12 protein-coding genes are annotated in these 13,161 nt (G+C 57.3%); 9 read left to right on the forward strand and 3 right to left on the reverse strand.

The features are described 5' to 3' along the window. Positions 1-14: 14 nt before the first annotated feature. From epsC to ACUZ79_RS14260, 8 genes are all read left to right on the forward strand, one after another. Positions 15-926: a serine O-acetyltransferase EpsC gene (gene epsC / locus ACUZ79_RS14225; RefSeq protein WP_291445279.1), complete on the forward strand. Its 912-nt coding sequence runs from the start codon at positions 15-17 to the stop codon at positions 924-926. Beyond that, positions 919-1,065 (forward strand): hypothetical protein, encoded by a 147-nt coding sequence (locus ACUZ79_RS14230; protein ID WP_449251983.1) that lies wholly within the window; start codon positions 919-921, stop codon positions 1,063-1,065. The genes epsC and ACUZ79_RS14230 overlap by 8 nt, the downstream gene beginning before the upstream one ends. 480 nt (positions 1,066-1,545) lie before the next feature. After that, on the forward strand, positions 1,546-2,145 hold the full coding sequence (locus tag ACUZ79_RS14235) for a MarC family protein (protein WP_240825209.1): 600 nt from the start codon (positions 1,546-1,548) through the stop codon (positions 2,143-2,145). Positions 2,146-2,439: 294 nt separating this feature from the next. Further along, entirely contained in the window at positions 2,440-3,750 is a 1,311-nt protein-coding gene (locus tag ACUZ79_RS14240; protein WP_240825207.1) for an NCS2 family permease, read from the forward strand. Positions 3,751-3,989: 239 nt separating this feature from the next. Continuing rightward, entirely contained in the window at positions 3,990-4,610 is a 621-nt protein-coding gene (gene lepB / locus ACUZ79_RS14245) for a signal peptidase I (protein ID WP_240825378.1), read from the forward strand. A 129-nt stretch (positions 4,611-4,739) separates the two neighbouring features. Next, positions 4,740-6,263, forward strand: a complete 1,524-nt coding sequence (locus ACUZ79_RS14250; RefSeq protein WP_449251984.1) for a YifB family Mg chelatase-like AAA ATPase — start codon at positions 4,740-4,742, stop codon at positions 6,261-6,263. 167 nt (positions 6,264-6,430) lie between these two features. Continuing rightward, positions 6,431-6,856, forward strand: coding sequence for a MarR family winged helix-turn-helix transcriptional regulator (locus ACUZ79_RS14255; protein ID WP_449251985.1), 426 nt, complete (start codon positions 6,431-6,433; stop codon positions 6,854-6,856). 3 nt (positions 6,857-6,859) lie between these two features. After that, a complete protein-coding gene (locus ACUZ79_RS14260; RefSeq protein WP_449251986.1) occupies positions 6,860-7,609 on the forward strand; it encodes an SDR family NAD(P)-dependent oxidoreductase in 750 nt (249 codons plus the stop codon). A 95-nt stretch (positions 7,610-7,704) separates the two neighbouring features. Here the strand turns inward: ACUZ79_RS14260 and ACUZ79_RS14265 are convergent, their stop codons facing one another. Then, positions 7,705-8,847 carry a D-alanyl-D-alanine carboxypeptidase family protein gene (locus ACUZ79_RS14265; protein WP_449251987.1) on the reverse strand — a complete coding sequence of 381 codons (1,143 nt, stop codon included), beginning with the start codon at positions 8,845-8,847 and terminating at the stop codon, positions 7,705-7,707. Between the two features lie 560 nt (positions 8,848-9,407). On the opposite strand from ACUZ79_RS14265, the gene ACUZ79_RS14270 reads away from it, so the two are divergent. Then, the gene (locus tag ACUZ79_RS14270; protein WP_449252182.1) at positions 9,408-10,154 is read left to right on the forward strand and encodes an SAM-dependent methyltransferase; all 747 of its coding nucleotides are present in this window, start codon (positions 9,408-9,410) and stop codon (positions 10,152-10,154) included. A 126-nt stretch (positions 10,155-10,280) separates the two neighbouring features. On the opposite strand, the gene ACUZ79_RS14275 is transcribed toward ACUZ79_RS14270, so the two are convergent. Both ACUZ79_RS14275 and ahbA read right to left on the reverse strand, forming a co-directional pair. Continuing rightward, positions 10,281-12,434 carry a methyl-accepting chemotaxis protein gene (locus ACUZ79_RS14275; RefSeq protein ID WP_449251988.1) on the reverse strand — a complete coding sequence of 718 codons (2,154 nt, stop codon included), beginning with the start codon at positions 12,432-12,434 and terminating at the stop codon, positions 10,281-10,283. Between the two features lie 224 nt (positions 12,435-12,658). Further along, positions 12,659-13,159, reverse strand: coding sequence for a siroheme decarboxylase subunit alpha (gene ahbA / locus ACUZ79_RS14280; RefSeq protein WP_449251989.1), 501 nt, complete (start codon positions 13,157-13,159; stop codon positions 12,659-12,661). Between the last annotated feature and the right edge of the window lie 2 nt (positions 13,160-13,161).

Below are 13,161 nucleotides of genomic sequence, written 5' to 3' on the forward strand. Positions count from 1 at the left end.
CGCAGGATTTTGCCATGAACAAAAAGCAGGACATCACCACGATCGGCATGCCCCTCATAGACAGCGTTGTTGAACGCCTCTGCCGAGAAGATTCGCTCAGCACCGTGTGGCACCGCTCGGGGCAGGGCGCGCCCATGCCGTCTTTGCCGGTGCTTTCCGAAATACTTGAGCGGCTGCGCGCGGCTATCTTTCCCGGCTATTTTGGCGCGGCCACTGTGCGGCGCGAATCCATGCGCTATCACCTTGCAGCCAATCTGGACAGCATCCACCGCCTGCTGGGTGAGCAGATCGTGCGCGGCTTCTGCTTCAGTTGCGAGGGACTGGGCATCCCCTGCACTTCGTGCGAAACAGAGGGCCAGCAGGCCGCGCTGGCTTTTATGGACAGCCTGCCGGAAATACGCCGCCTCCTCGCTGGCGACGCCAAGGCCGCCTATGAGGGAGACCCTGCGGCCACCAGCCCCGGTGAGACCATTTTTTGCTATCCTTCGCTGCGGGCCATGTTTCACCACCGCATTGCGCACGAACTCTATAAGCTCAAGGTGCCGGTCATTCCGCGCATCATTTCTGAAATGGCCCACGGCACGACGGGTATCGACATCCACCCCGGTGCCGCCATCGGCGAGGAATTTTTCATCGACCACGGCACAGGCGTGGTTATTGGTGAAACCTGCATCATCGGGCGTAACTGCCGCCTGTATCAGGGCGTGACCCTGGGCGCGCTCTCCTTTCCCAAGAATGCGGACGGAACCCTCACCAAGGGCAATCCCCGGCACCCCATACTGTGCGACAACGTCACTGTTTACGCCGGAGCCACGATTCTTGGTCGCGTGACAGTGGGCAAGGGGGCCGTGATTGGCGGTAATGTGTGGATTACTCAGGATGTGCAGGCTGGCGCACGTATTACTCAGGAAAAGCCTCGTGACTAAAGGTCGCAAGCTGTTGCGCCGCATGGCGCTGCTCTTGCTAAGCGTGGCCTTGTGCGCCGCCTTGCTGAACCTTGGAGGCTGCGGTCTTAATGTGCAACCCAAGGGGCAGGTGGTGACAGGCGTCAGCGTGGGGCATTAACGCGGCTTGTGCCCCTGCCACAAATTGACAAGCCCTGTCGTTCTTACGCGCCCAGAGGTGTGCAGGAACGGCAGGGTCTATTGTTTGCTTTTGAAACAGTGATCAATGCCGCAGGCCTGCTGGCAGAGGGGGCAGAAACAGTGCAGGCATCAGGCCGCGCAGGGCGCGCCAGCGCAGGAAATTTCAGGTTCAGGCGGGCTGATGGTATGGACATGAGGCCCCTTGCATGACATACTCCCGCCTTCATAAATTTGGGCCTTTCGCGACGCATGTTCCTTGGTGTGTTTGCATTTTGAAATGTTTGCCTGCCAGCAAGGCTTCCAATCTGCCTTCAGGAGTACCTTCCTGCAGGGCAACGATTGGGGCAGCGGACAAGACATATTGCCTTGCAAACATTTCATGTGCGGATTTTTGCAACAATTCGTGCAGGACAGGCAAATTGCTCCAACGCCAGGCTTCCGGCGCAGGAAGGGGAGTAACATGGAATTTTTTACTGAAGTTGTGGGCACGAGCATCAAAATTTATGCGCTCATGACGCCCCCTGCCGTGCTGAGCGCCTTTATCAGCGGCACCAAGGGCTTTGATAAAAAACAGAAATCCATGGTGGCCGCCAAAACATCTGCGGCCATCTTTCTTATCGGCGTAACGCTGTTCCTGTTTGGCCCACACCTGTTTTCGCTTTTCGGCTTCACCCTTGACGCCTTTCGTATCGGCGCAGGCGTGTTGCTTTTTCTTACGGCAGTTTCCCTCATGAACGATGACGGCAAGGATGCGCTTTCCGGCAAGGAGGGCGACATCAGCGTTGTGCCGCTGGCCATACCGCTTGGCATGGGGCCTGCCTCCATCGGTGCGGTAATGGTCATGGGCGCGTCCGCCACAGAGATGCATCAGGTGCTGGTGGGCGTGTTTTCGCTGCTGGCCGCTGCCTTTGGCATGTTTGTGTTGTTGCGCATGGCCGATGGCGTGGTGCGCGCCCTGCACCGCACGGGCATTGCCGTACTGTCCAAGCTGACGGGACTTTTGCTGGCAGCCATTGCGGCGCAGGTGATTTTTACCGGTATACGGGCCTTTCTAGGGTAGAGTATTTGTCCCGCTGCACGGCTGGCGGGCAAAAGTGCGAACAGGCGGCGAAAGATACGGATTTCGCCGTACTTTCTATAAGATGAACAGAATTTGGCGGTAGAGGGGTAGGCCGCCCTGGCTGTGGTTCAGGTTCAATCTGGGCACAGGCTCGGGGCGAGGCCCGGCGCGATGGCCGCAAGCGGCAGCGCTGCAAAGGGCAAACCGAAGCGATTAACGGCATGGGGGCTGCTGCCCCGGCGCAAAACAACTCGATATCTTGGGCGCGCGGTGCGGCAACAAGAGGAGGATGTCATGGGCATACTGGAAAAAATGTTTAATCCTGCGGCCAGAGGCAGCACGGTTCGGCGCGAGTTACGGGCTGGCCTTACCAGCTTTATGGCCATGTGCTACCTCATTTTTGTGGTTCCCAGCATGCTTGCTGACGCCGGTATGCCCAAGGATTCCGCCGTGGCGGCTACCATCTGGATTACCGTCATCGCAACGCTGCTCATGGGCCTGTGGGCCAAGTTTCCCGTGGGCGTAGCGCCCGGCCTCGGCATCACGGCCTTTTTTGCCTACTACGTTTGCGGCCCTGCGGGCTATACATGGCAGACCGGCCTTGGCGCTGTGTTCATTTCTGGCGTGGTCTTTCTGCTGCTCACCGTCACCAAGGTGCGCCAGCTTATCATCAACGCCGTTCCCATGGATCTCAAGTACGCCATCGTGGTGGGTATTGGCGCGTTCATCGCCTTTATCGGCATGAAGAGCTGCGGCCTCGTGGTGGCCAGCCCTGCCACCTTTGTGACCCTCGGCAACCTGGGCGACCCCAAGACCCTGCTTTCGGTGGTGGGCATCTTCCTCATCAGCGCGCTGCTTGCACTGCGCGTGCCGGGAGCCATGATCATCGGCATCGTGGCCATTGCGGCGGCGGACATGGTGCTGAACGGCCCGCATATGCCGCAGGGCAGCATCATCAACACATCCCTGCTCCTGCCCACTGAGACCTTCATGGCGATGGACCTCAAGGGCGCGCTGCACCACGGCCTGATCTCCATCATTTTCACACTGACCATGGTTGATCTGTTCGACAACATGGGCGTGCTCATCGGTCTTTCGCAGAAAGCCGGGTTCATTCGTGAAGACGGGCACATTGAAAATCTGGACAAGGCTCTGATTTCCGACTCAATCGCCACTATGGCCAGCGCCGTCATGGGCGCGACCACATCTACCAGCTATCTTGAAAGCGCGGCGGGCGTGGTCGAGGGCGGGCGTACCGGGCTGACCGCTGTGACCATTGCGGTGCTCTTTTTCCTCACCCTGTTTTTTGCGCCTGTGATTGGCATGGCTCCGGCCTATGCCACGGCCCCGGTGCTGATCATCGTGGGCGCCATGATGATGCAGGAAGTGGGGCGCATCAAGTTCAAGGACTTTACCGTTGCCTTGCCCGCCTTTTTGACCATCATCAGCATGCCGCTTACCTTCAACATCGCCACGGGTTTTGGCTTTGGCTTTGTGAGCTGGGTCGGCATCAAGGTACTTTCTGGGCGTTTCAAGGATCTTAACGTGGTGATGGTGGTCATTGCCCTGTGCTTTGTGGTCAACTTTGCCCTGCGCCTCCACTAGAGTCTTTTACGGAGCAGCCGAACCTTGCAAGGTAGCCTGCTCCAGGCCAGGTAGCGGCAACGCAGTGTGATTGCTGAACAGGCTCCTGTTCCGGCTGATGCCGGACTGGGGCCTGTTTTTTTGCTGAACCGCAGGGAGAAGAAGCACTGCTCCTTGCCTTTACTTTCGCATCAGGGCATACTTTGCGACCGAAAATGTAACGCTCACCAGCCCTAAGGGCACATGAGGAATATTCGCACATGGCAATGCTTCTGCAATCACAGCGCCCCCCCAAACCCCTGTGGCGGGAATACGGCGAAGCTCTGTTCGTCGCGCTTATTTTGGCTCTGGTCATCCGCACCTTCGTGGTGCAGGCATTCAAGATTCCTTCGGAATCCATGGTCAAAACCCTGCTTGTGGGCGATCACCTGCTGGCAAGCAAGTTTTCCTACGGCATCAAGATTCCCTTTACCCACTCCTATATTTACAAGGGGAGCGATCCGGTCAAGGGCGACATCATCATTTTTGAATACCCCAATGATCCCAGCGTGGACTACATCAAGCGCATCATCGGGACGCCCGGCGACACCATTGAGGTGCGCAACAAGCAGCTGTTCCGCAACGGCGAGCCGGTAAAGGAATCCTACATCCGTTTTACCGAGCCTGACCGCATCCAGCCGGTGCGCGACAATTTCGGTCCGATTACCGTGCCTGAAGGCAAGTATTTTGTTATGGGCGACAACCGCGACAACTCTATGGATTCGCGCTTCTGGGGCCTTGTGGACCGCAGCGCCATACGTGCCAAAGCCTGGCGCATCTATTGGTCTTGGGGCGGTTTGGGCGATATCCGCTGGGACCGCATCGGCAAGGCCGTGCAATAGCATCTGGCGGTACATTCTGCTTGCGGGTGCGGGCAGGGGTTGCCCGGTGCGCCTGACGGCAAGACTTTTGCGGCGCGGATAGATGCAACCATCCGCGCCGCTTATCATTTGCAGGGTCAAGGAGAACGCATGGTTGTCCGTTTGAACAGCGGCGGGGTTGAGGGTGTGGATGCCTACCCCGTGGAACTGGAAGTGGACTTCGTGCGGCAGGGCCTGCCCGGCTTCACCATGGTGGGGCTGGCGGAAACAGCGGTGCGCGAGGCCAAGGACAGGGTCTTTGCAGCCTTGCGGGCCTGCGGCTTCAAGCTGCCCCCGGCGCGGATTACAGTAAACCTTGCCCCTGCATGGCGGCGCAAGAGCGGGGCTAGTTATGACCTGCCGCTGGCCGTTGGGCTGCTGGCCGCTGCGGGCATTATCCCTGCGGAACCATTACAGGGTATGTATCTTGCGGGCGAACTTTCGCTCAATGGCGCGCTGCGGCCAGTGAGCGGCGTGTTGCCTCTGGCTCTTCTGGCGCGCCAGCAGGGGGCCGCAGGCTTGGTGGTGCCCCCAGGCAACGGCGCGGAAGCTGCGGTGGTGCGTGGGCTCAAGGTGTTTGCGCCCGAGGGCCTTGGCCGCTGCGCATCCTTTCTGGCTGGCGCTGAACTGCTGGAGCCGCTGTGCGAACCCGTGGCCGATATGCTTGAGGCGCCGGCCTACAGGCAGGATTATGCCGAGGTCAAAGGGCAGGAGGCCGCCAAGCGCGCGCTGGAAGTGGCTGCGGCTGGCGGCCATAACGTGTTGCTCATCGGCCCGCCCGGCAGCGGTAAAACTATGTTGGCCCAGCGCCTGCCCACCATTCTGCCGCCGCTGGACTTTGAAGAATCCCTGGAAGTCACCAAGATTTACAGCGTTTCAGGCAAGCTGCCGCCCGAGGCGGGGCTCATGCGTGTGCGCCCCTTTCGCGCACCGCACCATACCATATCCGACGTGGCCCTGGTGGGCGGCGGGGGCTATCCGCGCCCCGGCGAGGTGAGTCTTGCCCACCGAGGGGTGTTGTTTCTGGACGAACTGCCCGAATTTCGCAAGACAGCCCTTGAAGCCTTGCGCCAGCCTCTGGAAGGTGGCGTGGCGGCCATTGCGCGCGCCGCGCACAGTGTGAGCTTTCCTGCGGCCTGCATGCTGGTGGCAGCCATGAATCCCTGCCCCTGCGGCTATTACGGCGACCCCACGCACCAGTGCACTTGCCGCGAGGAACAACGGGTGCGCTATCAGTCGCGCCTTTCCGGCCCAATGCTGGACCGTATTGACGTGCATGTGGAAGTCCCGGCCGTGGCCTATGCGGATTTTCGCGGTTCCGGCAGCGGTGCTTCATCAGCCCAGATGCGCGAACGGGTGCTCAAGGCCCGGGCAACCCAGAGGGCGCGCTACGGCACCAACGGGCCGCGCTGCAATGCGGAACTTTCCGGCGCGTTGCTTGATCAGCATTGCGCGCTGGATGCCGAAGGGCATGCCTTGATGGAGGCTGCGGTCAACCGTCTTTCCCTTTCCGCGCGGGCATGCGCCAGAGTGCTGCGCATGGCCCGCACCATTGCCGATCTGGATGATGCCGCCAGCATCGCCACGCGGCATCTGGCCGAAGCCGTGTCGCTCCGTGTGCTGGACAGGGGCTGATTCTCTTTTCAGCACAGCAATATTCCACGCATTTTAAGAACGCTAACTCCCTTGGCCAGCCCCAATCCAGGGCCACACCAAGGGCGCGGAGTGTTCTTGACTAATATATGACATAGTCATATATCAACCAAGGAATATATTTCCTCGGTTCTGTAAGTGAGGTATGTATGGAAAACGACATGCTGGAAAAATCGTATATCCCTTTTCAATGTTTGGTAATTAACACTCTTAACCGTCTTAATGTTGAAGGCATCACCACCGCGCAATACGAAATCCTTGATGCCCTTGTGGAGAACGGCAGCAAAACCACCACAGAGCTGGCTGCCCTGCGTGGAATTTCGCAATCTGGTACGTCCAAGCTAACCAAAAGGCTTTTGGATAAAAATTATATTGTGCAAAAGAAAAGCGGAACCGACAGGCGCAGTTACGACATTTTAATCACTTCCGACGGAAGGGATTTTCTTAATAGAGCGGAAAAATTTAGAAGAGAACTGTTGGACACCATCGAAACCGCCTTGTCGGAACAGGAACGCGAAATTTTTGCGGCTCTTTGCCGTAAAATCGTAGCTTCGTCCGGTAAGGGAAAGGCATAAGCAATGAAATTCAGCGGCAGTATCGCCATAGTTACAGGCGCTTCCACCGGTGTTGGCGAAGCCATCGCTCAAGAGCTTTATAACCGTGGGCTTACAGTGGTCATAACTGCCAGAGACAGTGCAGCTATTGAGGCCACGGCTCGGAACATGGATCCGTCTGGCCAGCGCGTTCTTCCTATGGTTGCAGATGTCAAAGACCACGTTTCCGTCAAAAACTTGATTGGTTCGGTCATGGAACAATCTGGAAGAATTGACTATCTTGTGAACAATGCGGGCATAACTGGGCCGCATGGCGTCTCCATATGTGATTATGACGTGGCGGATTGGCAGGAGGTTATTCAGACGGATCTGAGCGGCGTTTTTTACGGCATGAAGTATGCCATTCCAGCCATGCTCAGGAACGGTGGCGGCGCGGTGGTCAATCTATCCGCCGTCAACGGTATGGTGGGGATTCCTGGGATTGCCCCGTACACTTGCGCAAAACATGGCGTTGTGGGGCTGACGTTGTCTGTTGCGCTGGAATTTGCAGAAAAAGGTGTACGTGTAAATGCTTTGGCCCCAGGCTATGTTGATACACCCAAAATGAAGGAGTTGCCGGAAAGCATTCGTCAGATGATGGCGGAATCTCACCCCATGAAGCGTATGGCTGAACCGGAAGAGGTGGGCAAACTGGCGGCTTTTTTGCTTTCGGATGATGCATCGTTCATTACAGGCGGTTGTTACACTGTAGACGGTGGCTACACCGCGCAATAGTGTGGAACGTCTCTCCTTCCTGCGGTTTTATAAGAAAGGCCCGTGAACCTTTGTAGTTCACGGGCCTTCAAAATTTCCAGCTGAGCGCCTTTCTTTTAGCTGGCGTTGTTGGCAACGCGGCGGGCGGCCTGCCCGTCATTGTCATTGCTGCGCTGGCGGGCGACTTTTTCCACGTTCTTCTTTTTGTTCTTGGCCGTCTTGGTCGCCTTGGCCTGCTTGCTGTGGTTGGTGGCCTTGGCGCGGTGCACGGTCTGGGTACCCTCGCCCCGGTCGTTTCCGGCAAACTGATGGTATGCCTCTCGGGCATTCTTGCGGATGTCGGGGTGATACTTTTCGCGCGGCAGAGTGTCCAGAGCGGCCAGCACTGTGGGGGCCTCGTTGTTGCATACCTCAAAACCGGCATCCAGCAGGCGGAAGGCCTCAATGCTGCGAATCTGCGAATCGGGCGCGCCCATGATGACGGCCAGCAGGCGTTTGTCGCCCTTCAGCGCCGTGAAAACCAGATTGTAGCCCGAGGCGTTGATCCAGCCGGTTTTAAGGCCGTCCGCGCCAGGGTACTGCCCAAGAAGGGGGTTTTTGTTCCAGGTGACACGGCCCCGGTAGTTCAGAACATGGGTGTTGTGGAAGCGCAGCGCATCGGGGTAGGCATGCAGATAGGCGCGGGCAAGGGTCAGCATATCGCGAGCGGTGGTGTACTGCCCCTTGGCCGGGAGGCCATGCGGATTAACAAAGTAACTGTCGCGCATGCCCAGATCGCGGGCCTTGGCATTCATCATGTTAATGAACGCGGGCACGGAGCCGCCCACATACTCGGCCATGGCCGTGCTGGCATCGTTGCCAGAAGAAACAGCCATGCCCGTGAGGAGCTGCTCGATCGTAACTTGCTCATTCTCGTTGAGGCCCATGCGCGAGCCGCCGGTGCGGGCCGCATTGCGGCTGATCGTAGTGGTATTGTCGCTGCGGGCCAGGCCGGAATTAATCTGATCCATGGCAAGAAACATGGACATGATCTTGGTCAGCGAGGCCGGAGGAATGCGCTGGTCAGCATTTTGCTCAAACAGTATGGCGTCGCGGTCAAGGTCGTATAAAATGGCGGAGCATACGCCAAGGGAACTTTGCGGCGGAACGGCCGGGGCCGAAACAGCAGCGCCGGGGTGTGACAGAAGAGCTGCACAAAGCAGGGCGGCGATAGCAAAGAGCGTGCGGAGCGGCAGGCAAAAACGACGGGTGCTGGTCATGCACAGTCCTTATGCGTTGGCTGGACGTCAAGCCTCAAGTGCGCTGCGCTACGCGGCTGCAACGGCTGGGCCGTGGGGTCGCGGGCGTGTGTGTTGAGGAAAGCCATGAGAAAAAGTTTAGAGATTTGCTAAATGGAACAACGCAATGCTTGTGTACTAAAGATGGGCAGTTATGGCAAGCGGGCAGTGCTTTGCTACTTTGCGCGATTTTTGCGCGATGTAGCGTTGGTCCGTTAGGGTACCTCTTACGTCCACTCCATTGCCGGCCATATCGAGGGGCAAGCGATTCATTATTTAGTCTGGTGATTTTTGACTAATCGATGAACAATTGCAGGTTTGCGATTATTCATTTCTGAAATGAGAAGTGGAATGATTTTATGATAGATATTGCATAATATGCCTGTGTATGGAGGGTGTGCAATGGATGAATATGCACCTGTCGTGGCAGTAAAAAATGGAATGAAGTATCTTTGATTTTTTGTAACATGCAAATTGTCTATTGAATGGCGTATCGCACGTAATATCCCAATGACATGAAATATGACAAGGAGGCTACAGTGTTGGACATTCCCCGCATTTTCACCATCACGGAAAGCGAACACCGCATCCATAATCCGTATACGTCAGAAAAGCTTGCTACCCTCGGCGCTGCATTGCGGCTCAAACCCGGAACCCGCATGATCGACCTTGGCAGCGGCTCCGGCGAAATGCTCTGCACATGGGCGCGGGATTACGGCATCACAGGCATTGGCGTAGACATGAGCCCGCTGTTTTGCGGGCAGGCACGGCTCCGCGCGCAAGAGCTGGGCATTGCAGGCATGGTAGAATTTGTCCATGCCGACGCGGCAGGTTACGTTGCGGCTGAAAAGGTTGATCTAGCCGCTTGCGTTGGGGCCACATGGATAGGCGGCGGCCTCGCGGGCACCATTGAGCTTTTGACGCAAAGCCTTCGACCCGGCGGGACAATCCTCATCGGCGAACCGTACTGGCTGTGCATGCCGCCCACGGAAGACGTTGCCAGAGGCTGCGGCGCAACCGCCATTGCCGACTTCCTCACCTTGCCGAAGCTCATCGAATCCTTTGGCAACCTTGGCTATGATGCTGTGGAAATGGTTCTGGCAAATCAGGACGGCTGGGACAGGTACGAAGCGGCCAAGTGGCTGACCATGCGACGCTGGCTTGAGGCCAATCCGGATGACGACTTTGCCCAAGAAATTCGCAGCCAGTTGACCAGTGAGCCAAGGCGTTACACCATGTATACGCGCGAGTATCTTGGCTGGGGAGTTTTTGCGCTCATGGCGCGGTAGGCAAGGCTGCCTTCGCGAAAGGCATCCCCAAAGATATCGCTCCCGAAAAAGCGCAAAAACCGCCATGCCTCGAATCCATGAAAGAACGGGGCATGGCGGTTATGCGTGATTGAGTTTTGTTTGGGCCTAGGCTTTTTCCAGCTCTGCTATAAGTTCGGTCAGGGCAGAAGACTGGCGCTTAAGGGCCTCAACTGCCTTGGCGGCCTCCTGCATTGCAGTTGCGGTGCCCTCTGCAATGCTGCTCACGGCAGACACGGAGGCATTGATCTCGCCTGTGGCGGCGGACTGCTGCTCGGAAGCCGTGGCGATGGCGCGCACCTGATCAGAAGATTCCATGGCGAGGCTGACAATACTTCCAAGCAGGCTTTCTGCCTTGTTGACCTCCTGCATGGATTTTTCAAGCACTTCCTTGGTGCTGCCCATGCTGCCGAGGGTTCCGCGCACGGCCTGTTGGATGGAATCAATGGACTGCCCCACCTCGCGCGTGGCGGTCATGGTTTTTTCCGCCAATTTGCGCACTTCATCGGCCACAACGGCAAAGCCGCGTCCTGCCTCGCCCGCCCGGGCGGCCTCAATGGCCGCATTGAGGGCCAGCAGGTTTGTCTGGTCGGCAATATCTTCAATAGTCTGGGCAATGGCCCCGATGGCATCGGCCTTGTTGCTCAGGTCGTCCACCGAGTCGCAGGCGGTCTGAAAATCCTTGTGAATGGCGCTTACGTCCTGCAGCACTGTTGCAAACTGCTGCGAGCCCTGCTCGGCGGCATGGCGGGAGTCTTCTGACAGATTTGCGGTGGTTTCCGCGTTCTTGGCTATTTCGAGCACGGATGCGCTCAGTTCTTCCACGGCAGAAGCCGTTTCCGTAATCCTGTGTGTTTGCGTTTCCACGCCTTCCGATGTTTCATCCACGCGGGCAGCCAAACTGCCAAGGGCTGCGGTGAGGGCCGCCACAACCTGGCTCAGGCGCTGGGCGGCATCACGCATGCCTTCTGTTCTCGCGCTTTCGGCCTTGCGGGTGGCTTCTTCTGCTGCATGCTGGGCCTGCTCGGCATTTTCTGCACTTATGCGGGCCTCGGCGGTGTGGTTATCTGCCTCGCGCATTTTTTCTTTCAGTGATTCCAGCATGGATACCATTGCGTTGCGCAAGACGGAAAATTCGCTCTGGTAGGCGGATGATATGGGCGTTTCAAGGTTACCCGCCGCAACAGAGCGGGAGAATGAGGCCAGTGAAAGAATGGGGCTGATGATGGTTCTGTTCAGCACCAGAATGACCACGCATGCCAGCACCAGAAGTATGCCCACAGCACCAATAGCTGTATAGCTGTTGTTCTCAGCCAGTTGTCGGGCCTCTGCAAAAAGTTCGGCATCAGGGATAGCTATGCCAAGGCCCATACCTGTGGGTGATACGCTGTAAAAAACCGTGGTGGGCTGACCGTTGACCATAAGGGGGTATTGGGCAAGGCTGCCGGGCGCTGTATCGGTAAGCTCGTTTTTTGCCCCGTTGAAGGGCAGCTTTGCCACTGGCTGCAGGAGCAGGGCGTTGTCAGCGGGGAATGCGGCGATGAGTCCGCTTCTGCAATCAACAGCAAAAGCGCGGGAATTGGGAGTGATTTTTATACCATCCACAGTCTTGCGGAGGTTTTCCAGGCTCACGTCGAGAGTGGACACGCCGACAATACGCTCTTGGCGGTCATGCATGATGCCAGCCACGGTTATCATGAGCTTGTGAGAGGTTTCGTCCAGATACGGGGCAGACCAGTAGACGCTGTCCTGACGTTTTTTGCTTCTGTCCCATTGCTCGGGAATGGCCTGGGTATACCATGGCTGCCTGGGGTAATCGTACTCAGGCGTGCTGTATTCCATGGTCATTTCAATCTTGCCTTTGTCCCAGTAGGCATAGGGGCCGTAATAGCGCTGACCTGCCCGGAATGCCCCCGGCTCAAACCAGAGGCCGCATCCCGAAGCCTCGGGGTAGCGGGTGAGGTTCGCCTTGAGCATGGCTGCTACGTCATCGCTGAGATCCGCTTCGTGCCCCTGCTGGACATGACGCAGATTTTGTCCGGCGATGGCAATGGCGGCTGCGCCTTCCTGCACCAGCGCCATATATGTGTTAATTTTTTCTGCCTCGGTGCGGATGCTCTGTTCAACCGCTGTTTTGGTCTGCTCGTTATATTCCTGCTCCATAGCCGTCATATTGAGCAGCAGCAGAATATACCCGCCAAGCGATACCAGCAGCATTGTGCTGACAAGCAGCAGTGCCTTGAATTTAACAGAAATATTCATTTTTCCCCCTATGCTGGTTCTTGTCTTGAAGACTTATCGGAGCGGGCAGGATAATAGTTTAGATGTTAAATTGAAATCAATATTCAATTTTAATTACAGTGGGTCACAAGAGATTTCCACCCAGGGTGCGCTCATGTAGCGAACCCTGGGTGGAGCTGTGTTAGGCTGAAAGAATCCGTAGTGGACAGATGCGCCCGACAATCAGGCGTGGATCACGAACTGTTTCAATTATCCATGCGAAAATCCACACGGATTTTATACAGTTTGGTGGCAGGCAGGTTAAGAATGGCAATGCCGGTGGCCTCGGTGAGGGCATCAAGCGTGGCCTGGCTTTCTTCACGCGAGGGGCTGATAAGCGTGAACCAGATATTGTAGACATGCTCGCGCAGATAGTTATGCGTCACGCCGGGGCAGGCGTTTACCCGGGCCACAAAGTCGTCCATCTTTTCGTCTGGTACCTTGGCGGCGCACAGGGTGGATACAAAGCCCAGCTTGGCCGACTGGAAGTTGGCCCCCAGACGGCGGATGATCTTGCGGGCCTTGAGGCCGCGCACACGTTCGAGCGCTTCTTCCTCACCGATGCCAAGCATCTGGCCCAGATCCGCATAGGGACGCGGCGTGAGGGGAAAGCCTGTCTGGATGATATCCAGCAGCTGGCGGTCAACGCTGTCCATCAGCGTTTCGGTGGTGGCGGAGGTGGCCGCGTGGGGCGTGGGCTGCGTCATGG

Source organism: Desulfovibrio faecalis (assembly GCF_053570625.1).